Genomic DNA, 26056 nt, shown 5'->3' with positions numbered 1-26056 from the left:
CGACCAAACTAATTAAAAGAGGTTAGAAACCTTTAATATTTCTCATTTACCTGTAATTCTTTACTATACTTTTGAATGAACACTGATGAAATAATCATTACCATTCCTATACTAAAACCAATAAGCTGATCTAATAACATTTCATCATGCATGAGCAAACGAAATAAAAATACACCACCAAAAATAAGCAACATAGTAAATCCAGTATGTCTAAGTCCTTTATATACATTTTCCATATGTATCACCTCTCTACATACCTTTATCCATATTATACCATATTCCGAAAATTTGTATAACCAACATTCGGTATTGAAACCACTAATAAAAAAGACTGCAGAGAAATTCTTCTCCGCAGCCTAATATTTATTTTTGCAAAAACGCCTGTAAATCTGCAAATTGTCTCTTTGCATCCTCATAGCCTTGCTCATATAAACTTTGTAATTTTGCTGTATCTTTTTCCATACGATCTACTTGAAGCGGCACTTCTGGGCGAATAACAAATAAATTCCCAGCTTGTTCTTCTTTTTCAATGTAGTGAAGTGTTTCATTATACACTTCATAACGATTCAGCATCGTGTTAACAAGGTTCGGATATTTTTTATAAGCTTTCGCTGCAACCCATCCAAACTTTGATTTTTTCTTTGCGTAACCATGATTTCTCGTTAAAATAACGACTGATTTTTTAAATCCGTCTTCTTGCGCTTTACGAACTGGAATCGGATCAGAAATCCCGCCATCTAACAATTGCTTACCGCGGTAATTTACTACCGGTGCAATGAAAGGCAATGAACTAGACGCTTGTAATAAATTTAGCGCATCATCATTCGTTCCTTCTTTTTCAAAATAAACAGATTGCCCTGTTTCACAATCTGTTGTCCCTACAAGGAAACGCTCTGGACTATTGAAGTATGTTTCAAAATCAAACGGCACATGCTTTTCTGGAATTTCATGAAAAATGAAATCCATATCGAATAGTTGACGTTTTTTCCACAAATTTTTATACGATAAATATTGTGGATGTGATGCATAATCAATATTGACTGTTTTATTTCTATTTCTTTGTCTGGAAAGATACGACGCTGCATGACAAGCACCAGCCGAGACACCAATCACATATGGAAAATATAAATCTTGTTCCATAAAATATTCTAATATCCCGCCCGTATATACACCACGCATACCGCCGCCTTCTAATACTAACCCCGTATTTTCAAGCATGTTACTCTCTCCTCTATATATATTGACTCTTTAATTATTCACTATGTTAAGTATCTTTTTCTATTATATATGAGTTCTTTCAGAAATTATATTCAAAAGGCTTGAGAAAAAAGTATTTTTTCTTCCAATTATATTTCCAAATGATCAGAGACATCCTTTATAAACCTTTGAATAAAATCTTGCTCTTCTTTCGTATATCCATCTAAAAGTAACAGCCACTTTTCTTCCGCTTGTTTATGCAACTTTTCATGAGCTTTATATATTTCATTTCCTCTTTCCGTTAAGCGGAAGAAAATTTCTTTTTGATTATCTAACATTTGCATCTTCTCAACGAACTGCTTTTGAAATAACTTTGTACAAATTTTAGAGATCGCGCCCTTCGTCATTCCCATTTCTGTCGTAATAGCCGTTACATTCATGAGACCATTTTGTCCGATACACTCGATAACATGTAACTCAGATAAAGACATACCACTTACACCTGTTTCACGAAGAAACTTCTCATTATTTTCTTTCAAATGCTCTTCTTTTTTATGAAAAAGTGTACGAATATCCGAAATTATTTCCATTTGTTTCGCTGTACGTTCCAATCCATTCGCCTCCTAAGTTTCCAAAGAAACAATTTAACTATATACCATTTTAAAATCATTTCTCCATCTTTACAAGTGAGAAAATCATGTTAAAATAAATTTAGTTTCCCAGGAAACTAAAAATAAGGAGGTTAGCATTATGGAAAAAACCAAACTGAATTTCATTTTATATGTTGTCTGTATGAGTGCCTTACTCAATTCCTTCGCTCAAAATATTTACACACCGATCTTACCGATGATTCAAAATTCGTTTCATACTTCTCTTTATCTTGTAAGTTTAACCGTTTCACTTTTCACATTCATTCTTGCGATTATGCAGCTCATATACGGACCTTTAATTGATACAAAAGGAAGAAAATCTGTCCTTATCCCTAGTTTAATTATTAGTACAATCGGCTCAATTGGTTGTGCTTTCTCACCAAACATTTACTTATTTCTATTTTTTAGAGCTGTTCAAGCTATAGGAATAGCGGCTATACCTGTAGTTGCAGCAACGATTATCGGTGATTTATTTGAAGGAAAAGAACGCGGAGAAGCGATGAGCCTTTATCAAATGTTACTTGCTCTCGCACCTGCGATCGGCCCTCTTATAGGTGGTTATCTCGGCAGTATACACGGCCACTTATCTGTATTTCTGTTTTTATCTACAATTGGCATCATCTTATTAATTATAAACATTTCACTACTTCCAGAAACAAAACCAAATGTAATTAAACAACCTAAAGTAAAAAAGAATTACTGGCTTATCTTAAAAAATAAAACTGGATTTTCTATTACACTTATTGGCTTTATTCAATTTTGTATGTATTTCTGTTTCCTGGTTTTTTTGCCTAGCATATTAACAAATATATATCATCTACACGCAAGTGAAATTGGTCTTATGTTTGTACCAATATCCCTTTCTATTATGTTAGGAAGTTATTGCTACAAATTTTTGCAAAAACAGTTCACAACAAAGCAAGCTTTATTCATCACTAGTTTCTTCAATATTATATGTATCACTTTATTCTCTTTAGCATATAGCAACAATATCCCAACCGTCATTATCGTTACCTCTTTATACGGTTTTAGCATGGGACTTTCTATGCCAACTCACACTACTTTATTAACGGAAGAATTCGTACAAGAACGCGCAACAGCTATCGGTATGTACAACTTCATTCGCTATTTTGGCATGGGTACAGGACCTATTGTAGGTGGGTTTCTTTTATTTAATCAAAATTACTTTTGGATTTTCTTTATAGGAGCAGTTACATTTCTACTTATAGTTTTATACGCAATAAAAATGTTACGTTTCTCTACCGCACAAAAGGCAAAATAGAGCCCTCGAAAGGTGGGCTCTATTTAAGCTCTTTGATCCGCAACAATATGAATATCAATATACTTTGTTTGTCTCATAATTTCATTTACAATAGAACCTTTTCGTATTTCTTCCCATCTTGTTCTCGCTGATTGTCCGAGTAAAACTTGTGTTACTTGTAGTCTCTGGGCAACTTCGATAATAACATCAGCTGGTTTTCTTCCTTTTGCTTCTTCTAATACAAAACTCGCATCAAATTGATTGGTTAACGATTTCCACTCTTCAATCGTCTGCTTTTTTTCAGCTGAAATAGAATCTATATTTTCCCTCTCAACGTTTAATACGTACAATTCAGCATTTAACCGATCAGCCATGCGCCATCCCCGTCTTATTAATTTCTCCGCTGTTGAACTGTATTGTACACAAACGAGAATTTTTTCTTTTACGCCAATTGGTTCTATTACTGTTTGGCTAATTTTCTCGTCCATATCATCAGCAACTTCTCGAAGTGATAATTCCCTAAGTGCCCCTAGATTATTAAGCGTAAAGAAATTTTGTAAGCTCTGCTGAATTTTTTCTTCCTTATATATCTTTCCATCTATTAATCTCTTCCTTAATACCTCAGGCGTTGCATCAACGAGCTGAATTTCATTTGCTTTTTGTAAAATAAAATCTGGAATACGTTCCCGTACTTTTACATTCGTAATTTGAGCTACAATGTCATGAACGCTTTCTAAATGTTGAATATTAAACGCAGATAATACAGATATACCGGCATCTAACAATTCTTGCACATCCATGTAACGCTTCTTATTTTTAGACCCAGGAATGTTACTATGTGCAAGTTCATCCACTACAACTACTTGCGGGCCACGCTTTATAATTCCTTCTACATCAAGTTCATAAAATACTTTTCCTTTATACTCTATTTCTTTTAAAGGAACTTTTTCTAAATCAGCAATTGCTTCTTCCGTCTCTTTTCTACCATGTGTTTCAATTAAACCAATTACAATATCAATGCCGTCTTTTTTCATCTCTCGTGCATCAAAAAGCATTTTATAACTTTTCCCTACGCCTGGGGCAGCCCCTACGTATAGCTTTAATTTTCCACGATTTTGTTGACGAATGTATTCTAAATATTCCTCTGGCGTTCGCCTTTGAAACGTCGGTTTATAATCATCCGCATACAAAACACTCACAACCCTTCTTGCGAAACAACACTACCTCAATCCGTTAGATTGAGGTAGTACTGTTACTATTTCATTAATTTCTGTAATTCTAAGTTTAACTTTAAGACGTTTACGCGATCTTCTCCAAATAAACCGAGGGCAGCACCTTCTGTTTGTTCCTTAATCAATTGATTTAACTTTTCTTTCGGAATATTCGTTAATTTAGAGATGCGATCTACCTGCACAGACGCTGCCTTTGGACTAATGTCAGGATCAAGCCCTGAACCTGAATTCGTCACTAAGTCTATCGGTACTTCTGTAACTGGAACGGTTGGATTTTGTTTCTTCCAGTCTTCCATACTTTTCTCTACTCGTTTCTCTAAATCTGGATTAGACGGTGCATAGTTATTTGAACCAGATGCTTCTGCTTTATATTCTATACTAGAGACACGTCCATGAAAATAACGTGGATCTGTGAAATTTTGACCGATTAACTTCGAACCAACTATTTCATCCTTATCATTATATATAAGACTTCCATCCGCATTATCCTTCATTACCGCTTGTGCAATACCAGTTACAATAAGCGGGTATACGAGGCCGCACAAAACTAAAAATGTAAAAGTAATACGAATAATTGGTGATAGTATACTTTGTTTCTTCGCCATCTTTTTCCCCTCTTCCTTATATGAACAAGCCGACAATCATATCAATTACCTTAATTCCAATGAACGGAACGATAACCCCGCCAAGCCCGTAAATGAGTAAGTTTCTGCTAAGCAATGCATTAGAGCTCATCGGTTTATATGCGATTCCTTTCATCGCTAATGGAATAAGTAATGGAATAATAACAGCGTTAAATATTAATGCTGATAAAATTGCTGACAGTGGTGACGTTAATTTCATAATGTTCAATGCTTCCATTTGCGGAATCGCAAGTGTGAACATCGCTGGAATAATTGCAAAATATTTTGCTATATCATTCGCAATACTAAACGTTGTTAACGCCCCGCGCGTCATTAACAATTGCTTACCAATTCCTACAACCTCAATAATTTTCGTTGGATTCGAGTCTAAATCAATCATATTTGCTGCTTCTTTTGCAGCTGTCGTACCGCTATTCATCGCTAATCCAACGTCGGCTTGCGCTAACGCCGGCGCATCATTTGTACCATCACCTGTCATCGCTACAAGCTTCCCTTTATCTTGCTCTGCTTTAATAACTGCAATTTTATCTTCTGGTTTACACTCGGCAACGAATTCATCTACACCTGCTTCTTTTGCAATTGTTGCTGCTGTTAATGGGTTATCCCCTGTACACATAACCGTTTTAATCCCCATCTGACGTAATTGTTCAAAACGCTCACGCATACCAGGTTTTACCGTATCCTTTAAATAAATTAAACCGTAAATACGATCATCTACTGCCACTACAAGTGGTGTTCCACCCTCTTTTGAAATGAAATCTGCTTTTTGATTCACATCTTTTGGAATCTTTCCACCTTGTGATCGAACCCATTCAATCACGCTACCTACAGCACCTTTTCTCACTTTCGTTCCGTCCTGTAAATCGACACCACTCATTCTTGTTTCTGCTTTAAACGGAACGAACTCCCCTTGTTCTGCAAGTTCTCGATTATATGATATAGATTTCGTTTGCACATATTCTATAACAGATCGGCCTTCTGGTGTTTCATCTAAAACAGAACTAATAGCAGCCCACTTTCCAACTTGCTCAATCGTTTCATTTCCTACTGGAAGCAGTGTATGTGCCATTCGGTTCCCGAAAGTAATCGTACCTGTTTTATCTAAAATAATTGTATTAATATCGCCCGCAGCTTCTACTGCTTTCCCTGACATTGCTAACACGTTAAACTTTGTCACGCGGTCCATCCCAGCTATACCAATTGCCGATAATAACCCACCAATTGTCGTTGGAATTAAACAAACTAACAATGCTACAAGTACAGCTGTATCAATTTGAAACCCTAAATAATTCGTGAAAATTGGCAACGTCACAACAACGATTAAGAAAATAAGCGTTAAACTCGTTAATACTGTATTTAAAGCAATCTCATTCGGCGTTTTTTGACGAGCAGCCCCTTCTACTAATGAAATCATTTTATCAATAAATGATTCTCCAGGATTACTTGTAATAACAATTGTAATTTCATCACTTACCACCATCGTTCCACCTGTTACGGAACAAAAATCGCCACCCGCTTCCTTTATAACAGGGGCTGATTCTCCTGTTATTGCAGATTCATCGACAGACGCTAACCCTTTTATTACTTCACCATCATTTGGAATCATTTCCCCTTGTTTTACGATAACAACGTCACCTTTTCTCAGATCAGTTGCTGAAACTTGAACAATGTCTCCATTTTCTTTTACGACATTTGCAAACACATCTTTCTTCGATTGTTTTAAAGAATCGGCTTGCGCTTTACCACGGCCTTCAGCTAACGCTTCTGCAAAGTTAGCAAATAAAACTGTAAATAATAGAATGAGAGAAACTGTTATATTAAACCATCCTGGTACACTACTAGAACTGCTTGAGAGAAAAGATAAAATGAACGTAATGATAAACCCAATTTCCACAATGAACATAATCGGATTCTTTATCATTACTTTCGGATTCAATTTCGCAAAGGATTGTTTCATCGCATGCGTCACGATATCACGATCCAACGTTTTCGCTTGTCTAACTTCATCTTCTACAGCATGTATTTGTGAATCGTTCAATTGTTTTTCTTTTACTACTACCGGTCTCATTATTTACCCTCCATTACTTCAATGTAAGAAATTCTGCAATTGGGCCAAGTACTAACATCGGGAAAAATGTTAATGCACCAACAATTACAATCGTTCCAATAAAGATTCCTCCAAATAAACCATTATCCGTACGGAACGTTCCGACTGTTTCTGGTACTACCGTCTTCTCTTTCAATGAAGCTGCTACAGCTAGCATCGTAATTAAACTGAAATAGCGTCCTAAAAACATAACTAAACCAGTCGTAATATTCCAAAACGGTGTATTATCTGCTAATCCTTCAAATCCAGATCCATTATTCGCAGCTGACGATGTGTATTCATATACAACTTGCGTTAAACCGTGAAAACCGGAATGAGAAATCGCATCCGTTCCTAAACTTGTTGAAAGAGCTAATGCAGAAAATCCTAAGATAAGTAATGGATGAAATAGAATCGTTACTGCAATTAATTTCATTTCCTTACCTTCAATCTTTTTACCTAAAAACTCTGGTGTTCTTCCGACCATTAATCCAGATATAAAGACTGCAATAATTGCATACATAATAATATTAATAAAGCCCGCTCCAACACCGCCGTATACTGTATTCAACATCATATTTACGAGTGGAACTAAACCGCCAATTGGCGTTAACGTATCATGCATCGTATTAACGGCCCCTGTTTCAGCAGCTGTCGTTACTGTTGCGTATAGTGAAGAGAATACTGTTCCAAATCGTACTTCTTTCCCTTCTGTACTTCCTTGTACATGTTCGATACCCATTCCATTTAATGCCGGATTCCCGTTTAGTTCAGATGTCGTAATCGTTATAAATCCTAGTAAAAACACCATGAATAGTGAAACGAAAAGGATACGCCCTTGTTTTTTATTTCCTACCATTCGTCCGTACGTAAATGGAAGTGCTGTTGGTAATAACATCATAAGCATCATTTGCAAAATATTACTCATTTGTCCTGGATTTTCAAAAGGATGTGTAGAGTTTGCCCCGAAAAATCCACCGCCGTTATTCCCAAGTTCCTTAATAGAAACGAATGATGCAACAGGCCCTCGTAAAATACTTTGTTTTGCTCCATCAATCGTTTGTGCTGTAACCGCCCCATCTAACGTTTGTGGTACACCAAGTGCGACAAAGACTAACGCTGCAATAAATGCGATAGGAAGAAACACTCTCGTTAACGCCCTCGTAAAATCAACGAAAAAGTTGCCAAGTTCTTTTCCAGCAAGTCCTCTTATAAAAGCCATAACAATCGCTAACGTCGTTGCTGGTGCCGCAAACATTAAAAATGTAATCCCGATTAATTGTGATAAATAAGATAAACCATTTTCACCGCTGTAATGTTGTAAGTTTGTATCAGCCATAAAACTAATCGCTGTATTAAAAGCGAGCGTAGGCTCCATCCCTTCAATATGCGCTGGATTTAATGGCAATACACCTTGTAATCTAAAAATGAAATATACAACGACAATCATAAATCCGTTGAGTAGAACTAATGATAATGCATACTGTTTCCACGTTTGATTGTATCCTTTTACACCTGTAATTTTAAAAATAAGTTTCTCAAAAGGCCCGAATACTTTATCTAGCATTTTGCTACCTTGAAAGGCTTTCTCTAAATAAATCCCCGTTGGCTTTGCTACTAAAATAAACAAGAGCATTGTAATAATGACTGCAACCCAAATCATAATGAATGATTCCCCCTAATTAAAACTTTTCTGGATTTAATAATGCGTATACTAAGTACACCGTAATCGCTGCAACAATAACCGATAAGGCAATCATCATGATTGCTTCCCTTCTTTCACAACTTTATCTGACCAACTTGCAAGACTTGCCATCGATGCTACTAATACAACAAAAATTCCGATCATCACAACATCTAACATAACAATCCCTCACTTTAAATGTTAAAATTTACCATTAAAATATTAAAAAAGAACACTGAGCTCTACTCAGTGTTCAAAAAATGAACAACAAAAAGTAAACCTCCTCTCTAAACGCTTACGAGGTTAGCTGTCGGATTCGGGCCTAAAGAGTAGCCCTACTTTCAAAACTGAAAGATTCACCCCAAGTGACGATGCACAAAATTGGTTCCCCCGCTCCATTTCTGGAACTCAGCGATTTTAGGTTTTTTTTGGAAATTTGATAAATGATTTATGAGAGTAAATATACTCCTCTATATTTCACTTGTAAAGAGGTAAATTACTTAAAATAAGAAAATATTACGCTATTTAAACGCTTACATTACGTATTATTAATATTCTTTCATCTGTTTTCTTGTCTTTTCTTTCTTTTTCATAGAAATGACCTTTTATATATAAAAAAAGAGCGAATGTATATAAGCACCCCACTTAGGCACACTTAACATTCGCTCTCGTTTTCATTCAGAATTTATTTACCACATAAAAAAGCACGTAAATTTCTCCCACGGATATAAACTTGTGATAATTCTGCATGTAACTGCTCATATTCAATAATATCCGCCTCTAAATACAAAGCATCTTTTGATGGTAATAAAATATATGGCCCTGGAAAAATAGGATCAATCTGTGCCAATTCTTGAACCCTCTCGATCGATACCGCCCAACGATTTGCTATATCTCCAAATAGTAGTACCTTCATCATTTCTTCCCCCGCCCTATTCAAAAAATAAAAACGAAATATTATCACAGTTCGTAAACACGACAAATTTAGCTCCAATTGTTTCATAGAGCCGCGCTGGATATCGTTTATTCCTTGTAACAACAGTAATAGGCGCTTGAAAAGAAAAACGAATGTGTTCTGTGAAGAAACTAACTGTTGGAAGCTCATCCCCTAGTAAAATCACCTTCTTAATTCGTGTGCACATACTAGTAAAATCTTTCTCCTTATTACAGCTATAAGCTGATTCAAACCCATAATCTCTAACTTCAGCCGCTATCTCTTCATTGGCTGTAAAAATAATTAACTCATGCTGAAATGCTACTAGCTCTCTTAAACTCTTTACCTTGTTTTTTTCTCCAACACAAATAAGTGTTAGTTCCATGTACCTCATCCTCCTTAGCATAAAAGAATTCAAACGTAGATTGATATTCCCCTATACTAATCGGATCGATGAAGTGATGTATCCATCATGGCACCGTCCTCTCTCAAAACGCTTACGAAGTTAGCTGTCGGATTCGGGCTTTGAGAGTAGCCCTACTTTCAAAACTGAAAGATTCACCCCAAGTGACGATGCACAAAATTGGTTCCTCCGCTCCATATATTTGGACTCAGCGTATTACAAAAAATGTATTCTGGCTGATATATTACTCTTGTATTTTGAAAAAGTAAACAAAAAAAGCCAGTTGTAAAACTGGCCTTTTCATTCTTCATGCTTATGCTTTATTCAATTTATACGCAAAATGATTCGTTGGTCCATGACCACTACCAATATTCAATGGCTCTTCAATTGCTATACTAATAAATCGTTTTGCCTCTTGAACTGCTTCGTCCATTGAGTATCCTTTCGCAAGTCCAGCTGTAACTGCTGAAGCAAATGTACAGCCACTTCCGTGCGTTTGTTTCGAAGGAATTCGTTCACTTCTAAATTCAATAAACTCTTCTCCATCAAAGAGTAAATCAATTACTTCATTACCTTGATATTCCGCATGTCCGCCCTTCATAAGCACATATTTAGCACCTAATTCGTGCAATACTTTCGCAGCTTTCTTACTATCTTCTATATTATGAATCTCCATCCCAGTTAACACTTCAGCTTCTGGAACATTCGGTGTAATAACTGTTGCTACTGGTAATAAATATTCCTTTAATGCTTGAACTGCTTCTTGCTGTAATAATGATGCTCCGCCCTTTGCAATCATAACAGGATCTAGCACAATATTATTCCAACCAAATTTCTTAATCTGTTCTGCCACAATTTGAATAATTTCACTACTAAATAACATTCCTAGTTTCACTGCATCTGGTGTTAAATCCGTACCAATTGAATTCAGCTGTTCCGTAATACCTTCTAATGGAACAGGATATACCCCTTGAACGCCAAGCGTATTTTGAGCAGTAATTGCCGTAATTGCCGTCATCCCATACACACCAAGCTCTTGGAATGTTTTTAAATCCGCTTGAATACCAGCACCACCGCCGCTATCAGATCCTGCAATTGTTAAAGCTTTATTCACTTCCATCTCACTCATCCTTTTCTATCCAAAATAGCGATGATAAATCGTCTTTGCTTCGCTTATATCTTTCGTTCCATGTACAAGTACACGGCCATCTTTGAAGGCAACTAACCTCTTTTCTTCAACAGAGAAAGATAGTAAATATGGATTTACATTTAAATCATTCACACGGCCTTCTAGTAGCTGTTTATATTGTTCAAAATCCATTTCTTCTTTATGAGGTGGTCTAATTTGAACTGTATTTCTCCCGCATAAAACTGCTGTTTTCGATGTATTCTCTTTATTTAAATACGGATATAATGCATTCTCTCCGCACGAAGGACAATTATGTTTGCGAAGTTTTTGCACATTCATACATGAATACTCATTCTTCCACATATCAAACGATACAAGTCCATCTCGAAGTGATTTATAATCTTCTACTAACAGTTTAAGAGCTTCTGTTACTTGATGAGAAACGACAAGAGATACAGCAGGTGATATAATACCCGCTGTATCACATGTCGCCCCGCCAAGCGGAATCGATTGTAATAAACATGATAAACATGGTGTTTTACTAGGAAGAATTGTGTAAGAAAGACCGTAACTGCCTACACATGCACCATAAATCCATGGAATAGAATATTTTTGTGCTATATCATTCACAATAAAACGTGTTTCAAAATTATCAGTCGCATCAATCATTACATCAACGTTTGTAACAAGTTCTTCTAGCTCCTCAGCTGTTACATCTTGAACGAGGGCCTCTATTGTTACATCACTATTAATCTCTTCTAAACGCTTTTTAGCCGCTATAGCCTTCGGAAGATTATTTTTCACGTCGCTCTCTGCATACAATTGTTGTCTTTGTAAATTACTCCAATCGACATAATCACGGTCAACAATTGTTATCTTCCCAACACCAGCTCTTACAAACATTTCTGCATTTGCACTACCAAGTGCGCCTGCGCCGATAATAAGCACATGCTTTTCTCTTATCTTTTGCTGTCCTTCTTCCCCAATTGGAGAAAATAGTTCTTGGCGAGAATATCGATTATTCAACTACACTCATTCCTTCTAAAGGACTGCTTGCAGTTGCACAACGTTTACGTGCAATACGCCCCGCTTCAAAGCCTATGCGACCTGCCTCAATACCTAACTTCATTGCGTATGCCATCTTAATAGGATCTTTTGCTCCTGATACAGCCGTATTTAATAACACACCATCTGCTCCTAATTCCATCGCAAACGCTGCATCAGCTGGGCTACCAATACCTGCATCAACGATAACCGGTACTGTCGCTTGTTCAATAATGAAGCTTAAATTTAACGGATTTACAATACCAAGCCCTGAACCGATTGGTGATGCTCCTGGCATAATTGCATGCACACCTAGTTCTTGTAATTTACGTGCTAATACAACATCATCAGATGTGTACGGAAGTACGATAAACCCTTCTTCTAGTAACATTTCAGATGCCTTTAACGTTTCTACTGGATCAGGTAACAACGTTCTATCATCACCAATAACTTCAACTTTGATCATGTCACAAAGCCCTGAAGCTTTTGCTAATTTTGCAATACGAACAGCTTCTTCAGCATTTTTTGCTCCAGCTGTATTTGGTAATAACGTATATTTTTTCACATCAAGCTTCTCTAATAAATTAGGTTGCTTTGCATCAAATATATCCATACGACGTACTGCAAACGTTAAAATTTCAGCTTCAGAAGCGTCAATTGCTTTTTGCTGTACGTCAAAATCAGGGAATTTCCCTGTTCCTAATAAAAGTCTAGACTGAAATGACAATGGTCCAATGTTTAACATAATCAACCGCCTCCTACGAAAGTTACAATCTCAATTTGGTCTCCATCAAAAACAGATGTATCTGTATGATCATCTTTTTGTAAAATATCTTTATTACGCTCTACTACAACAATTCTGTTATCTAACTCTAAATGTGTAAGTAACTCAGCTACTGTTTTTACACTCTCTGGTACTTCAATTTGGTTACCATTAATTTTTAAATTCAAACTTCCATCCCCTTTCTAAACCGTTTTAGAAAGCAATGAATCTAGCAAGTGATTCTCCTGCTTTCCTTCTATTAAATCCGCCATATATTGACCAGAAACAGGGCTTAATAAAATGCCGTTTCGATAATGGCCCGTACAAGCATATAAACCTTTTATTTCTTCATGTTCTCCCATATAAGGAGCTTCGTGATTCGATTGTGGTCTTAATCCTGCCCATGCGCTTTCCCACTCTGCTTCTTTTAAAGCTGGCAATATTGTATAAGCACGCTCTAATATAGAAGTAATGCTTTCCGGTTGTACAGTTTTATTAAACGTATGCGGCTTCATCGTTGCTCCAATTACGTAACGTCCGCCGCGCTTTGGAGCAATATAAAATCTTTCTTGGAAAATAGGTGCCTTTAAAAGTGGTTTTCTACTTCTTACCGCTACTACTTCTCCTTTAACTGGATATGTACCCCATTCGCGGTGAAAATGACCTAGTAACTTCGTGCTCCATGAGCCACCGGCAATCACCACTTTTTCGCATGTGATTATACCTTCGCTCGTAACAATACCAGTCACTTTATTATTTTCAATACGAATATCAAACACTTCTGTCTGTTCATATATATCCGCACCGGAAATTGATGCAGAATGCGCGAATGCTTTCGTAAGCTCTGGTGCAATAACGTGACCATCTTTCGGATAATATACCGCTCCTATAATGGATTCGGATAGAAATGGCTCTTTTTCCCGTAAATGGTCTCCCGTTAGAAAATATGAATCTTCACCTGTTTTCTGTTGCCAATCCATAATGTGAAGAATTCTTTCCTTCTCATCTTCGTTTTGTGCAATACGATATATCCCTTTCTCCTCATATCCAATATCAATACCCGTCTTTTCACGTAAAACTGTTGCAAGTTGTGGAAATATAGCTCGGCTTTCTCTAGCAAGTTCAAATAGCGGGTCATACGCATCCCATTCTGCTTGAACACCAAGCAGGCCAGCAGCTGCTTTAGAAGCTTCTGATGCAATTTTTTGCTTCTCTATAATTGCTACTTTATGTCCTCTTTCTGCTAGAAAATGTGCAACTGAGCTACCAATTACACCACCGCCAATAATCGCTACATCATACTTCTCACACATGTTTTTCCGCCCACTTTCTTATTGATTCCTTATAAGATTTCGCTTTGCTATATGGGTTACTACTACTTACAATTCCGGACATAACTGCTATACCGCTTACACCGTTAGTAAGAACATCTACTGTGTTTTCTGGGGTAATTCCTCCAATCGCTGTAATCGGTATAGATAAACAGCTTGCAATGTCTGAAATTTCTTCAAGTCCTCTCGCTGGCACACCTTTTTTACAATCTGTCGGAAATACATGACCATAAACGAGTGAATCCGCTCCATTTTTAAATGCTACTATCGCTTCCTCTAACGAGTGTACTGAATAACCGACATGCAAATAAGAAAACTTTTCTTTCACTAACCTTACATCTGCGCTTCGGTATCCTAGTTGAACACGCGGAATGTTTAATAAAATGGCGATATCAATTCGATCATTTATAACAAGCTTAGATGCTGGAAAGCCTTTTTTCAAAAGACTTTCCACCCCTTTATATAATTCCTTCGTACTTTTCTCACGCTCACGAATATGCAAATAATCAATCTCACTCTCAATTTGCATCGCTACATTCACTAACTCTTCGAATGGCATATGGCCATTTGAGATTACATGGAGCTCATTTTTCATATTCATTCGCCTACTTTAAAATGTTTTCGAATAATTCATCGGCAGGAACAATTTCTTTCGTCATTCCTTTGTCTTTCAACCATTTGTTTTGTTTCTCCCATGACTCTTTTGAATCTGATAAAAATGGCTCATCTTTCGTTTCCATCTTCTCTAATAAAATTTTCATGCTTTCTTTTTCAACTTCTGGTACAAGCGGGAAGTTTTCTTTTTCTTGATGATCTAATAAAATATTTAATGCTTCATCAGGGCTTTTCTTCATAAAGTCATACCCTTTTTTTGCCCCACGTAAAAAGGCTTGCAATGCTTCTTTATCTTTTTTCAACGTTTTATCACCTGTTACGAAAACAAGTTCATGATAATTCGGCACACCATATTCTGCTGGATTAAAGTACGCTGGTTCATGGCCTTCATGACGCATAACAGGTACTTCATGGTTAATGTATGCTCCTGTTACAGCATCCACTTTTTTCGTAATTAACGCTGGTACTAAATCAAAGCCAACATCAACTACTTTCACCGTATCAGGATTACCACCAGCTTCTTTTATCATCGTTTTTAAATATGCTTCACTTAAAGGAGTTCCAGAATATCCTACTGTTTTTCCTTCTAAATCTTTCGGTGATTGAATACCTGCTGATTTCAGCGATACGACATGATTTAACGGTGAACGTACGACAGCTCCAATTGATTTCACTGGAATTTGTTCATTTGCTCTGGCCATAACAACATCTGGCTGATAATACAAACCAACTGTCACTTTCCCTGCTGCAGCTAAAGTTAATGGATCAGTTGGATTAGAAGGGAATTTTATATTTACCTTTATTCCTTCTTCTTTAAAGTAGCCTTTTTCAATTGCTGCATAAATAAAGCTATGTACCGCATTTGGGTACCAATCGAGCATAACCGTTATTTCTTTCTCTTTTTTACTTTTATCTGATGCTGAATTACTCGAACATCCTGCAATCATTGCAACTAATAATGTAAACACAAAGATGCGTTTTAAAAATTTCATGAATGCTTCCTCCAACTAATGAATTTCTTTTCTAATATGGAAATAAGTATGACGAAGAAAATAGCTAATAATGATAACAATACAATGGGTGCAAATACACCAGCTCCATCTAACTGTGTCATCATTCTCTTACTGAAATAACCAAGCCCAGCTTGTGCACCGAGCCATTCACCGATTGCTGCCCCAATTACACTAAGCGGAACTGCAATTTTTAAAGCTGAAAAAAAATAAGGAAGAGCAGACGGTAACTTTAACTTAAGAAAAACATCTTTCTTCGTTGCTCCATATGTAACTAAGAGCTCCTCCCATTCTTTTTTCGTACTACGCAGTCCGTCATACGTATTGACCGCAATAGGGAAAAACGTAATTAAAACTGTAACAACAACCTTACTCCAGAGGGTATATCCAAACCATAAAACGAAAAGCGGAGCAAGCGCTGTAATAGGAATCGTTTGTGAGGCAACTAATAATGGATAAAATGCCCTTTCCATCCATGTACTCGCATTCATTAACATCGCTAGCCCTACACCTAATACGATAGAAATAACAACACCTATTAAAACGACGTATAACGTTGCCGGTAAATGAACCGTAAATAATATGTCTTTTAGTTCCCATATCTTCATTACAATTGCTGACGGTGACGGTAAAATGTACATTTCATCTACAATTCTTGCTCCTATTTCCCACATAACGAGTAAAATGCTAGAAAGTGTAATGGCAGGAACTAATTCTTTCAATCGGTTCATCATACGAGTACCTGCCTTTGTAACATACTAAGAAGCTCATCTTTCAGCGCTAACACATCCGGTTTATATAAATCTTTTCGTGTTCTGTTATGATCAAGCGGCACAATCCGTTCAGTCAAAGTAGTTATCGGCTGCTGTTCCACCACTAAAATTCGATTCGAAAGAAACAACGCTTCTTCCACATCATGAGTGATAAATAAAATTGTTTTTTCCCACTCTTTCCATTGTTCAAACAACCATTCTTGCAAAGATGCCTTCGTTAAAGCGTCCAATGCGCTAAACGGTTCATCTAGCAATAATATCTCTCCGCCTGTTAATAATGTTCGGATAAAAGATACGCGCTGCCTCATACCGCCAGATAAATCTTTCGGGTATTTTCCCTCGTATCCTTGTAAACCAAATTTATGTAACAGTTCCTTTGCCTTTACTTGTGCTTCTTTCTTCTGTACACCCTGACATTCTAGTGGCAAAGCAGCATTCTCAATAATTGTTCTCCACGGCAGGAGCATATCTTTTTGAGGCATATACCCTACAGGATAACTTTTTAGCTCTATCCGTCCAGTACTAACTTCTTCTAAGCCTGTAATAAGGCGAAATAGAGTACTTTTCCCGCAGCCACTTGGCCCAATAATGCTTACAAACTCTTTCTCTTGTATAGAAGTATTTAATTCATCGATGATTGGCTTCTCATCATAATGAAAAGAAACATTATGAAACTGTAGTATGTTCTTGCTCCTCAAATCCCCACATCTCCTTACGATAGGACATATCCCAGAATAAATATTCAAATCGACTGGAATATAAGAAAATCTCCTCTAATCTTTCTAGCTCTCGCTCTGACTTTCCAATTGCCATTTCATCTAATAAATCTATTAACCAAATACAAAGGTTACCGTATTCTTCAGAACTATATCCTTGAATCCACTCACCAAAGAACTCATGATCTCTCGCTCCAGGAATATCATTTAAACGCTTTCCAATTTCCCAATAACTCCACATACATGGAAGAAGTGCTGCTATTAATTCCGCAAGTGTGCCATTTTGAGATACAGACATCATGTAATTTGTATAAGCTAAATTTTTAGCAGATGGTTTTGCTGATTCTATCTCCTCTATAGAAATTCCAAGCCTTTTTGCATACTGTTTATGGATCGTCATTTCTCCATTTAATATTCCATCAATTTGTTCAGCAAATTTTCCCATTACTTGTGGATTCGTTGCCTTTACAACACCGATGGCATATAGCTTTGCATAATCTAACAAATATAAATAATCTTGAATAATGTAATACTGAAACTTATCTTTTTCTAACGTGCCATCCCCCATCCCTACTACAAATGGATGATTATGACTCATCTCCCAAACTGGTTGTACAGTTTCTAACAATCTATTACAAAATTTCATTTCTATTTCCCCCTTCAATATATGTATCTAAATAAAAAACCACTTCTATAATCAGAAGTGGTTACAACAAATAAAATTATAGTTTATTCGTTGTTCCACTTCCCTTCGCTAGTATTACCTAGATCAGGTGTTGTAAGGGTTAAGGATTATTCCTCTCTCAGCACGAAAAGCACCCCTAGTGGTTTCAATATAAAATTTTCAAATAAAAAAGCCCCGTTTCTATACGCAAAGAAACGGGGACTCATCATTAGTGTCCGAATTGCTTCCCTACGCTAGCATAATCTAGATCAGGTAATGAAAAGGATCAAAGACTTAAGGTCTTACTCTCAGCTGGCAACACCAGCTCTCCTAGCAAACTATAAAATTATCACTGTCAGTATAACACCCTAATAAGACATCATCAACTGTTTTAATTTTCTCAATTGTCAACGAAATTACAGAGTTATATAATAATTATTATTCTATTTCGTAAAATAAAATCCCAATTAATTCCACAAAAAGGAATCATTATCCTGAAAAATTTATTTTTATATTGATTTCATATTACATTTATGTGAATACACCCACTATATTATATCTTTATACTATAATAAAATTACAACTAACTATACAACTAGAGGAGGTCTCTATTATATGAATATGAAAGCTACAGCTCTAACAGCAACTACTGTCGCAATCGCCTCATTACTTCCTTCTATGGGCGAAACAAATGTACAAAAAGCAAACGCTGAACAATTATCTAATGTCAAAACTGGATATGTCAAAGTCGATCAAGTAGCCTTACATAAAGAAGATAATACAAATAGCACATCCCTTGATACAATTCGCTTTAATACGAAAGTTAACATACTTAAAACAACGAAGGATTGGTATAAAGTATCTGTTAATAATAAAGTAGGCTATGTACAAAAAGATGCTATTCTGCAAAAAAACAAACTTCAATCTACTAATCAATACATCGTCAATGCTAATGCATTGAACGTTCGCTCTGAACCTAATTTAGAATCTTCCATTTTAGATGTATTACCAAATGGTAAGTTCGTGACTATTCAAGGAGAACAAGGCGAATGGTATAAAATTTCACATAACGGTCAAACAGGTTATGTACAAAAAGCATTCGTATCTAATGGTTCGCAGCCCTTAGTAAAAGGAATCACAGTTCAAAATGATACGAAATATACTGTTGCAACACCTAAATTAAATGTACGTAGCAATGCTAGCACAAATGGTACTCTACTTGGTTCTTTACAAAACGGTACACAGATACAAGTAGTAGAAACAGTAGGAACTTGGTATAAAATTCGTTTTGGCACAGGATACGGGTATGTGGCCAAACACTATGTGGTACAAAATCAACAGCAATCACAAGCTCAAACAGCTCAATCTTCAGCTATTCCAGCAGTTTTCAAATTCCCTACTCAAGGAAAAATCAGCTCAACCTTTGATATACGCTGGGAACAAATGCATTATGGAATAGATATTGCAGCACAAGGTAACGTCTCCATTCAAGCTGCCGCTGCAGGTAAAGTTATTAAATCATATTATTCAGCTAGTTATGGCAATGTAGTGTTCATCGCCCATCAAATAAACGGGAAATTATATACAACAGTTTATGCTCATATGAAAGATCGCACTGTACAAGCTGGTGATCAAATACAAACTGGACAATTACTAGGTCATATGGGTAACACAGGTCATTCATACGGACAACACCTCCATTTCGAATTACATAATGGAGAATGGAATTTTGAAAAAACAAATGCAGTAAATCCACTGCCGTATTTAGTTAGGTAAATTGTATGCCACGCAATATACCTCTCTTCATTGAATACTTAGCCTTTTTAGGTTTAATCTGTTGTTTAATAATTTACAATACAAACACTGTATTTTTATCTATTATCATTGCTTTTGTTGCTCTAGAAATTATGATGGAGTCATTTCAAGTGCGACTAAAGCAAAAAGTTGCCCATGTTTATAATGCTATTTTTCTATTAAGTGCCCTTATAACAAATGTTATTAGTAATGGCTTTTATTTATCTACTATAATTCCCGTATTCTTTATGGCTGTTTTATTATTCATAGCTAGATACATTAATGTCCCTAATAATAAAAAACATGAACAAGAAGCTTAGAAAGAGGAGACACTGTGTACCAATCTTTCAAAGATAACACAATGAAATATATATTGAATTTATACGAAAAACTAAATACTTTTTTTGGTATACAAGGAAGTTATACTGCACAACTTCTCCTATATGGAATGTTATTTCTCATCTTAATCACTTTCTCCTTGTTTTACTAACAAAAAAGGATCTCACATAACATTGAGATCCTTTTTAATTTATATTAATTTTTCATATGTAAAATACTGTTTAGCCACAAGCATATTTTTCATAAATAAAACTAAGATTATATTTTTTCTCTAAACCCATTCTTTGTTCATCGTCACACCAATAGAAAAGAATATCATGAATCGTCGCATAACGCTTATTTTTAAGAAATAGTTTAAAGAATGACGGTAAACAATCATGTAATTGTATAAATATATAATTGCGTAGTATTTCTTCTTTATATTCAATGCCCTTACAAATATACAGTAATTCTTCACAATAATATGCATGCTGTGGAACTTGAATCATTTCGAAAAATGGCACGTATGATAATAACTTTCCGATAAAATGGTTATATCGATCCATTATACCTATTGTCATATGTTCCATCATTTCTTTCATCACATATAAATAATCATCTACATGAGTTGTCTTTAGTGGATCTAATCGATCTGAAATTTGAGAAAGTACAGCTCTTTGACAAGCTAAAACTACTTGACTAGGTCCATAATATGATAGAAAATCTGTACACTTACGATACTTTCGCAACAAGTCATGTGTATATAAATCATACACAAAAGTATTACAATACATCGCTAGACTCATCATATCACTATTCAGCTGCTCTTTTGACTGTGCTTTAGCCCTCTTACACATATAGAAGAATGTAAACTCTAATATTTCTTTTTGAGATAATAGATGTTTACAATTTGTTATACATTTCTCATTAAATTTAACTCTATCCCAAATTTCTACATCCCCATCTGTTAATTCCCCGACACGATATTTAATAACTAAATAGTTTAAAGCAACTGCTTGTGTCAAAAGATCCCATGTTTCATATTCCAATGAAGTTTGGACAAATTCAGCTAGCCCTTGTGTTACCATAAAAGTATTTGCCTCTTCATACCAACCAATCTCTTGACATAAACGAAGAATACGTACTAAGGTTGGAATTTCATCTTTATGAAACTGTGGTAAATTCTTTACTCTATTCATTCCATAAACGATAACTGCTGCTAAATTTTCTTCTTTATAAAATTCTTTTTCTTTCCATGCTAATATAGTTCGCTCTTTTCCTTCACCTTTTGGGTGACAAGGTACAAGTAAAGATAATAATTCAGCAAAATTATTTGGTTCTATATATGTATCTGTAACCAAATTCCAATTTGGATCGCCCTGTACAGCCCTCATATAATTCCCCTTCCCTTTTTATCCCGCTATTTGCCGGGCAGTAAGACGCCCACCTCAAAATCCAGTGAATGCGAGGAAGTTAGGTGGGAAATAAAACTGCCCGTAAAAGCCCGATTGGTTCAACGAATAATCATTGGAGGATGGACAAAACCCCCAATAATTAAAGTTTCACTTTATCTACGTAGGAAATATTAATTCATTATTACAACACTAAAAATAAATATTGTTATATTCAAAACCTATCATAATACTTATATCTATCAGTATATCACTTTTTCTCTTATTTAAAATTAGGAATGAAAAATTTAAATAAACTGTCGAAAACCTGAACTATGTACTTATTATATAATGTCTCAGATACATCACGCTAATATATTAGTTTAATCCACATATACTAGAATAATGTATCTGATTTTTATCCATCATTTATCCCACTATTTGCGGACAATAACACTTTCACTAATTAAAGTTTAACTTTATTCCGTACGTTCCGAGATTTCACTTAAAGCGAACCCAGCTTGATCATCTGCCGCTTCTCTTATAGCTAAATCACCTAATGCTAGCATCCCGACAAGTTGACCGTCCTCAACTACTGGCAATCGTCTAATTTGATACTGTGCCATTAATTCTGTAGCTTTTTCAATAGAATCATCTGGAGAAACCGAAACAATGTTTGTCGTCATTACATTTGTAATTTTATTAGACCCAGGATGTTTTTCAGCAATCCCTCGAACAACTAAATCTCGATCAGTAACAAGCCCAACGACTTGTTCATTTTCAAGAACAGGAATCAATCCAACTGATTCTTCCTTCATTTTTACAGCAGCCTCATATACATTATCTAACGGTGTACAATGTACAATATGAGTACTCATAAAGTCTCTAACTTGCGTCATTTTTTATCTCCTCCTTTTAATACATACCATAGTTTTTCCTAAATTCCTTTATTTATTTGAGGAAAATAAGATGATAAAAAAGAGGATTATACACAATAAAAAAGAGCCAGCATATTGCTGACTCTTTCTTTATGACCCGTACGGGATTCGAACCCGTGTTACCGCCGTGAAAGGGCGGTGTCTTAACCACTTGACCAACGGGCCATGGCTCCGCAGGTAGGACTCGAACCTACGACCGATCGGTTAACAGCCGATAGCTCTACCACTGAGCTACTGCGGAATAAATATATGGTGGGCCTAAATGGACTCGAACCATCGACCTCACGCTTATCAGGCGTGCGCTCTAACCAGCTGAGCTATAGGCCCATATACTTTACAGGGGCAGTAGGAATCGAACCCACACTGGAGGTTTTGGAGACCTCAGTTCTACCTTTAAACTATGCCCCTAAATGATGCCGGCTAGAGGACTTGAACCCCCAACCTACTGATTACAAGTCAGTTGCTCTACCAATTGAGCTAAGCCGGCATAAAAAAAATGGTGGCTCGGGACGGAATCGAACCGCCGACACGAGGATTTTCAGTCCTCTGCTCTACCGACTGAGCTACCGAGCCAACATAAATGGCGGTCCCGACCGGGGTCGAACCGGCGATCTCCTGCGTGACAGGCAGGCATGTTAACCACTACACCACGGGACCATTTGGTTGCGGGGACAGGATTTGAACCTGCGACCTTCGGGTTATGAGCCCGACGAGCTACCGTACTGCTCCACCCCGCGATAATATAATGTTTTAAAAAATGGAGGAGGTAGAGGGATTCGAACCCCCGCGCGACTCTCGCCGCCTGTCGGTTTTCAAGACCGATCCCTTCAGCCGAACTTGGGTATACCTCCATGAAGGAAAAAATATTTTATTATTATATGTAGCTAAACCATTTCAAAAAAAAAAAAAAAATGGAGGAGGTAGAGGGATTCGAACCCCCGCGCGATTCTCACCGCCTGTCGGTTTTCAAGACCGATCCCTTCAGCCGAACTTGGGTATACCTCCGAGACATATAATAAATAAAGTGGAGCCTAGCGGGATCGAACCGCTGACCTCCTGCGTGCAAGGCAGGCGCTCTCCCAGCTGAGCTAAGGCCCCATGTTTTTGGGAAAATCGGGAAGACAGGATTTGAACCTGCGACCCCCTGGTCCCAAACCAGGTGCTCTACCAAGCTGAGCCACTTCCCGTTAATAAAAGCGCGCCCGAGAGGAGTCGAACCCCTAACCTCTTGATCCGTAGTCAAACGCTCTATCCAATTGAGCTACGGGCGCATATGGTGCCGAGGGCGGGGGTCGAACCCGCACGGTGGTCACCCACCGCAGGATTTTAAGTCCTGTGCGTCTGCCTGTTCCGCCACCCCGGCATGTCATATTGAAAATTGGAGCGGAAGACGGGATTCGAACCCGCGACCCCAACCTTGGCAAGGTTGTATTCTACCACTGAACTACTTCCGCAAGACATGTTATGAGATATTTTATTAAAAGTGCGGGTGAAGGGAGTCGAACCCCCACGCCAAAGGCGCTAGATCCTAAGTCTAGTGCGTCTGCCAATTCCGCCACACCCGCATATTTTATTGAAAATGGTGAGCCATGAAGGATTCGAACCTTCGACCCTCTGATTAAAAGTCAGATGCTCTACCAACTGAGCTAATGGCTCTTAATGGCTGGGCTAGCTGGATTCGAACCAGCGCATGACGGAGTCAAAGTCCGTTGCCTTACCGCTTGGCTATAGCCCAATAATTAAGAAATGGTGGAGGGGGGCAGATTCGAACTGCCGAACCCGAAGGAGCGGATTTACAGTCCGCCGCGTTTAGCCACTTCGCTACCCCTCCGACATAAATGGTGGAGGATGACGGGATCGAACCGCCGACCCCCTGCTTGTAAGGCAGGTGCTCTCCCAGCTGAGCTAATCCTCCATTTGCCTGGCAACGTCCTACTCTCACAGGGACAAGGTCCCAACTACCATCGGCGCTAGAGAGCTTAACTTCCGTGTTCGGTATGGGAACGGGTGTGACCTCTCTGCCATCATTACCAGACTATATTCATTTAAGACAAGAATCATTTTAACTTATTCAACTTTTAAAGTCAATAAGTTTTTTATATTCTTTCAAAACTAGATAACATTGCTTCATATTATATGGTTAAGTCCTCGATCTATTAGTATTCGTCAGCTCCACATGTCACCATGCTTCCACCTCGAACCTATCAACCTGATCATCTTTCAGGGATCTTACTAGCTTACGCTATGGGAAATCTCATCTTGAGGGGGGCTTCATGCTTAGATGCTTTCAGCACTTATCCCTTCCGCACATAGCTACCCAGCTATGCCCTTGGCAGAACAACTGGTACACCAGCGGTGCGTCCATCCCGGTCCTCTCGTACTAAGGACAGCTCCTCTCAAATTTCCTACGCCCACGACGGATAGGGACCGAACTGTCTCACGACGTTCTGAACCCAGCTCGCGTACCGCTTTAATGGGCGAACAGCCCAACCCTTGGGACCGACTACAGCCCCAGGATGCGATGAGCCGACATCGAGGTGCCAAACCTCCCCGTCGATGTGGACTCTTGGGGGAGATAAGCCTGTTATCCCCGGGGTAGCTTTTATCCGTTGAGCGATGGCCCTTCCATGCGGAACCACCGGATCACTAAGCCCGACTTTCGTCCCTGCTCGACTTGTAGGTCTCGCAGTCAAGCTCCCTTATGCCTTTGCACTCTACGAATGATTTCCAACCATTCTGAGGGAACCTTTGGGCGCCTCCGTTACACTTTAGGAGGCGACCGCCCCAGTCAAACTGCCCACCTGACACTGTCTCCCGGGTCGATAAGACCCGTAGGTTAGAATTTCAATACAGTCAGGGCGGTATCCCACCAGCGCCTCCACCGAAGCTAGCGCTCCGGTTTCAATGGCTCCCGCCTATCCTGTACAAACTGTACCAAAATTCAATATCAGGCTACAGTAAAGCTCCACGGGGTCTTTCCGTCCTGTCGCGGGTAACCTGCATCTTCACAGGTACTATAATTTCACCGAGTCTCTGGTTGAGACAGTGCCCAAATCGTTACACCTTTCGTGCGGGTCGGAACTTACCCGACAAGGAATTTCGCTACCTTAGGACCGTTATAGTTACGGCCGCCGTTTACTGGGGCTTCAGTTCAGAGCTTCGCTTACGCTAACCCCTCTCCTTAACCTTCCAGCACCGGGCAGGTGTCAGCCCCTATACTTCGCCTTACGGCTTCGCAGAGACCTGTGTTTTTGCTAAACAGTCGCTTGGGCCTATTCACTGCGGCTTTCCGTTAAGAAAGCACCCCTTCTCCCGAAGTTACGGGGTCATTTTGCCGAGTTCCTTAACCAGAGTTCTCTCGCACACCTTAGGATTCTCTCCTCGCCTACCTGTGTCGGTTTGCGGTACAGGCACCTTTTATCTCGCTAGAAGCTTTTCTTGGCAGCGGGGAATCAAAGACTTCGCTCCATAAGGAGCTT

At 37.9% G+C, this 26056-nt stretch carries 26 protein-coding genes, 20 tRNA genes, 2 rRNA genes and 4 riboswitches (1 of these 52 running past the window's edge); of the genes, 3 read left to right on the top strand and 45 right to left on the bottom strand.

All coding sequences use genetic code 11. The features are described from left to right. Positions 1–32: 32 nt before the first annotated feature. From MHH42_RS03910 to MHH42_RS03900, 3 genes are all read right to left on the bottom strand, one after another. On the bottom strand, positions 33–236 hold the full coding sequence (locus MHH42_RS03910; protein ID WP_000432816.1) for a hypothetical protein: 204 nt from the start codon (positions 234–236) through the stop codon (positions 33–35). A gap of 127 nt (positions 237–363) precedes the next feature. Then, positions 364–1218 (bottom strand): patatin-like phospholipase family protein, encoded by an 855-nt coding sequence (locus tag MHH42_RS03905; RefSeq protein WP_000892699.1) that lies wholly within the window; start codon positions 1216–1218, stop codon positions 364–366. Between the two features lie 128 nt (positions 1219–1346). Then, positions 1347–1808 (bottom strand): MarR family transcriptional regulator, encoded by a 462-nt coding sequence (locus tag MHH42_RS03900; protein WP_000442447.1) that lies wholly within the window; start codon positions 1806–1808, stop codon positions 1347–1349. Between the two features lie 139 nt (positions 1809–1947). On the opposite strand from MHH42_RS03900, the gene MHH42_RS03895 reads away from it, so the two are divergent. After that, positions 1948–3129, top strand: a complete 1182-nt coding sequence (locus tag MHH42_RS03895) for an MFS transporter (RefSeq protein ID WP_340892911.1) — start codon at positions 1948–1950, stop codon at positions 3127–3129. 23 nt (positions 3130–3152) lie between these two features. On the opposite strand, the gene kdpDN is transcribed toward MHH42_RS03895, so the two are convergent. The 18 genes from kdpDN to tenA all read right to left on the bottom strand — a co-directional run bounded on the left by kdpDN (position 3153) and on the right by tenA (position 18118). Continuing rightward, positions 3153–4307 carry a KdpD-like non-kinase potassium sensor gene (gene kdpDN, locus MHH42_RS03890; protein ID WP_340892909.1) on the bottom strand — a complete coding sequence of 385 codons (1155 nt, stop codon included), beginning with the start codon at positions 4305–4307 and terminating at the stop codon, positions 3153–3155. A 56-nt stretch (positions 4308–4363) separates the two neighbouring features. After that, positions 4364–4945 (bottom strand): K(+)-transporting ATPase subunit C, encoded by a 582-nt coding sequence (kdpC, locus tag MHH42_RS03885; RefSeq protein ID WP_001085547.1) that lies wholly within the window; start codon positions 4943–4945, stop codon positions 4364–4366. Positions 4946–4961: 16 nt separating this feature from the next. Beyond that, positions 4962–7052, bottom strand: coding sequence for a potassium-transporting ATPase subunit KdpB (gene kdpB, locus MHH42_RS03880; protein WP_340892907.1), 2091 nt, complete (start codon positions 7050–7052; stop codon positions 4962–4964). 13 nt (positions 7053–7065) lie between these two features. Then, the gene (kdpA, locus tag MHH42_RS03875; protein WP_000638325.1) at positions 7066–8733 is read right to left on the bottom strand and encodes a potassium-transporting ATPase subunit KdpA; all 1668 of its coding nucleotides are present in this window, start codon (positions 8731–8733) and stop codon (positions 7066–7068) included. A 19-nt stretch (positions 8734–8752) separates the two neighbouring features. Then, the gene (gene kdpF, locus MHH42_RS03870; RefSeq protein WP_000972378.1) at positions 8753–8833 is read right to left on the bottom strand and encodes a K(+)-transporting ATPase subunit F; all 81 of its coding nucleotides are present in this window, start codon (positions 8831–8833) and stop codon (positions 8753–8755) included. Next, on the bottom strand, positions 8830–8934 hold the full coding sequence (locus MHH42_RS03865; RefSeq protein ID WP_000887889.1) for a SipW-dependent-type signal peptide-containing protein: 105 nt from the start codon (positions 8932–8934) through the stop codon (positions 8830–8832). The genes kdpF and MHH42_RS03865 overlap by 4 nt, the downstream gene beginning before the upstream one ends. 98 nt (positions 8935–9032) lie before the next feature. Continuing rightward, positions 9033–9178: riboswitch (cyclic di-AMP (ydaO/yuaA leader) on the bottom strand. Positions 9179–9439: 261 nt separating this feature from the next. Then, entirely contained in the window at positions 9440–9673 is a 234-nt protein-coding gene (locus MHH42_RS03860; RefSeq protein ID WP_002038038.1) for a hypothetical protein, read from the bottom strand. A 13-nt stretch (positions 9674–9686) separates the two neighbouring features. After that, positions 9687–10073, bottom strand: a complete 387-nt coding sequence (locus MHH42_RS03855) for a hypothetical protein (protein ID WP_000424095.1) — start codon at positions 10071–10073, stop codon at positions 9687–9689. Positions 10074–10166: 93 nt separating this feature from the next. Next, positions 10167–10315: riboswitch (cyclic di-AMP (ydaO/yuaA leader) on the bottom strand. A gap of 89 nt (positions 10316–10404) precedes the next feature. Beyond that, positions 10405–11211, bottom strand: coding sequence for a bifunctional hydroxymethylpyrimidine kinase/phosphomethylpyrimidine kinase (gene thiD / locus MHH42_RS03850; RefSeq protein ID WP_000453550.1), 807 nt, complete (start codon positions 11209–11211; stop codon positions 10405–10407). Between the two features lie 15 nt (positions 11212–11226). Next, a complete protein-coding gene (gene thiF / locus MHH42_RS03845; protein WP_001065429.1) occupies positions 11227–12246 on the bottom strand; it encodes a thiazole biosynthesis adenylyltransferase ThiF in 1020 nt (339 codons plus the stop codon). Then, entirely contained in the window at positions 12239–13009 is a 771-nt protein-coding gene (gene thiG, locus MHH42_RS03840) for a thiazole synthase (RefSeq protein WP_000932007.1), read from the bottom strand. Before thiG ends, thiF begins: the two co-directional genes overlap by 8 nt. A gap of 2 nt (positions 13010–13011) precedes the next feature. Continuing rightward, complete coding sequence (gene thiS, locus MHH42_RS03835) at positions 13012–13215, bottom strand: sulfur carrier protein ThiS (protein ID WP_001049505.1); 204 nt, start codon at positions 13213–13215, stop codon at positions 13012–13014. A 15-nt stretch (positions 13216–13230) separates the two neighbouring features. Next, a complete protein-coding gene (gene thiO, locus MHH42_RS03830) occupies positions 13231–14340 on the bottom strand; it encodes a glycine oxidase ThiO (protein WP_000333290.1) in 1110 nt (369 codons plus the stop codon). Further along, complete coding sequence (gene tenI / locus MHH42_RS03825) at positions 14333–14953, bottom strand: thiazole tautomerase TenI (protein ID WP_000787173.1); 621 nt, start codon at positions 14951–14953, stop codon at positions 14333–14335. The genes thiO and tenI overlap by 8 nt, the downstream gene beginning before the upstream one ends. A gap of 10 nt (positions 14954–14963) precedes the next feature. Next, the gene (locus MHH42_RS03820; protein ID WP_000670425.1) at positions 14964–15965 is read right to left on the bottom strand and encodes an ABC transporter substrate-binding protein; all 1002 of its coding nucleotides are present in this window, start codon (positions 15963–15965) and stop codon (positions 14964–14966) included. Further along, entirely contained in the window at positions 15962–16714 is a 753-nt protein-coding gene (locus tag MHH42_RS03815; protein WP_002038041.1) for an ABC transporter permease, read from the bottom strand. The genes MHH42_RS03820 and MHH42_RS03815 overlap by 4 nt, the downstream gene beginning before the upstream one ends. Next, positions 16714–17454 carry an ABC transporter ATP-binding protein gene (locus tag MHH42_RS03810; RefSeq protein ID WP_340892906.1) on the bottom strand — a complete coding sequence of 247 codons (741 nt, stop codon included), beginning with the start codon at positions 17452–17454 and terminating at the stop codon, positions 16714–16716. Before MHH42_RS03810 ends, MHH42_RS03815 begins: the two co-directional genes overlap by 1 nt. After that, positions 17423–18118 (bottom strand): thiaminase II, encoded by a 696-nt coding sequence (gene tenA, locus MHH42_RS03805; RefSeq protein WP_000666918.1) that lies wholly within the window; start codon positions 18116–18118, stop codon positions 17423–17425. Before tenA ends, MHH42_RS03810 begins: the two co-directional genes overlap by 32 nt. Positions 18119–18201: 83 nt before the next feature. Continuing rightward, positions 18202–18305, bottom strand: a riboswitch (TPP riboswitch). 60 nt (positions 18306–18365) lie between these two features. Continuing rightward, a riboswitch (TPP riboswitch) is annotated at positions 18366–18478 on the bottom strand. Positions 18479–18751: 273 nt separating this feature from the next. On the opposite strand from tenA, the gene MHH42_RS03800 reads away from it, so the two are divergent. Both MHH42_RS03800 and MHH42_RS03795 read left to right on the top strand, forming a co-directional pair. Continuing rightward, positions 18752–19912, top strand: coding sequence for an SH3 domain-containing protein (locus MHH42_RS03800; protein WP_001056043.1), 1161 nt, complete (start codon positions 18752–18754; stop codon positions 19910–19912). A gap of 5 nt (positions 19913–19917) precedes the next feature. Beyond that, positions 19918–20250, top strand: a complete 333-nt coding sequence (locus tag MHH42_RS03795) for a hypothetical protein (RefSeq protein WP_001137815.1) — start codon at positions 19918–19920, stop codon at positions 20248–20250. A gap of 240 nt (positions 20251–20490) precedes the next feature. On the opposite strand, the gene MHH42_RS03790 is transcribed toward MHH42_RS03795, so the two are convergent. The 24 genes from MHH42_RS03790 to MHH42_RS03675 form a co-directional block, all read right to left on the bottom strand. Next, positions 20491–21642: a DUF3965 domain-containing protein gene (locus tag MHH42_RS03790; protein WP_001203043.1), complete on the bottom strand. Its 1152-nt coding sequence runs from the start codon at positions 21640–21642 to the stop codon at positions 20491–20493. Positions 21643–22118: 476 nt separating this feature from the next. Continuing rightward, complete coding sequence (locus tag MHH42_RS03785) at positions 22119–22538, bottom strand: CBS domain-containing protein (protein WP_000195538.1); 420 nt, start codon at positions 22536–22538, stop codon at positions 22119–22121. Between the two features lie 132 nt (positions 22539–22670). Then, a tRNA-Glu gene (locus tag MHH42_RS03780) sits at positions 22671–22742 on the bottom strand. 1 nt (position 22743) lies between these two features. Then, a tRNA-Asn gene (locus tag MHH42_RS03775) sits at positions 22744–22818 on the bottom strand. Between the two features lie 9 nt (positions 22819–22827). Beyond that, positions 22828–22904: transfer RNA gene (locus MHH42_RS03770), tRNA-Ile, on the bottom strand. A gap of 10 nt (positions 22905–22914) precedes the next feature. After that, a tRNA-Trp gene (locus MHH42_RS03765) sits at positions 22915–22985 on the bottom strand. A 6-nt stretch (positions 22986–22991) separates the two neighbouring features. Continuing rightward, a tRNA-Thr gene (locus MHH42_RS03760) sits at positions 22992–23064 on the bottom strand. A gap of 10 nt (positions 23065–23074) precedes the next feature. Further along, a tRNA-Phe gene (locus tag MHH42_RS03755) sits at positions 23075–23150 on the bottom strand. Between the two features lie 8 nt (positions 23151–23158). After that, positions 23159–23234: transfer RNA gene (locus tag MHH42_RS03750), tRNA-Asp, on the bottom strand. Positions 23235–23237: 3 nt separating this feature from the next. After that, positions 23238–23314, bottom strand: a tRNA-Met gene (locus MHH42_RS03745). A 21-nt stretch (positions 23315–23335) separates the two neighbouring features. Next, positions 23336–23428, bottom strand: a tRNA-Ser gene (locus MHH42_RS03740). Between the two features lie 61 nt (positions 23429–23489). Beyond that, positions 23490–23582, bottom strand: a tRNA-Ser gene (locus tag MHH42_RS03735). A gap of 20 nt (positions 23583–23602) precedes the next feature. Further along, a tRNA-Ala gene (locus tag MHH42_RS03730) sits at positions 23603–23675 on the bottom strand. A gap of 15 nt (positions 23676–23690) precedes the next feature. Beyond that, positions 23691–23764, bottom strand: a tRNA-Pro gene (locus tag MHH42_RS03725). Between the two features lie 10 nt (positions 23765–23774). Further along, positions 23775–23848, bottom strand: a tRNA-Arg gene (locus tag MHH42_RS03720). 3 nt (positions 23849–23851) lie between these two features. After that, a tRNA-Leu gene (locus MHH42_RS03715) sits at positions 23852–23940 on the bottom strand. 16 nt (positions 23941–23956) lie between these two features. Next, positions 23957–24031: transfer RNA gene (locus MHH42_RS03710), tRNA-Gly, on the bottom strand. Positions 24032–24061: 30 nt separating this feature from the next. Next, positions 24062–24142 (bottom strand) — tRNA-Leu (locus MHH42_RS03705). Between the two features lie 15 nt (positions 24143–24157). After that, a tRNA-Lys gene (locus tag MHH42_RS03700) sits at positions 24158–24233 on the bottom strand. Positions 24234–24237: 4 nt separating this feature from the next. After that, positions 24238–24312: transfer RNA gene (locus MHH42_RS03695), tRNA-Gln, on the bottom strand. A 12-nt stretch (positions 24313–24324) separates the two neighbouring features. Further along, a tRNA-Tyr gene (locus MHH42_RS03690) sits at positions 24325–24408 on the bottom strand. An 8-nt stretch (positions 24409–24416) separates the two neighbouring features. Beyond that, positions 24417–24492 (bottom strand) — tRNA-Val (locus MHH42_RS03685). 4 nt (positions 24493–24496) lie between these two features. Continuing rightward, a 5S ribosomal RNA gene (rrf, locus tag MHH42_RS03680) occupies positions 24497–24612 on the bottom strand. Positions 24613–24713: 101 nt separating this feature from the next. Next, a 23S ribosomal RNA gene (locus MHH42_RS03675) occupies positions 24714–26056 on the bottom strand; it runs 1579 nt beyond the window's last position.

Source organism: Bacillus sp. FSL L8-0099 (assembly GCF_038006385.1).
GTDB classification, from domain to species: Bacteria; Bacillota; Bacilli; order Bacillales; family Bacillaceae_G; genus Bacillus_A; species Bacillus_A toyonensis.
The sequence above is the reverse complement of the archived record's forward strand: the minus strand, read 5'-3'. Positions and strand labels throughout refer to the sequence as shown.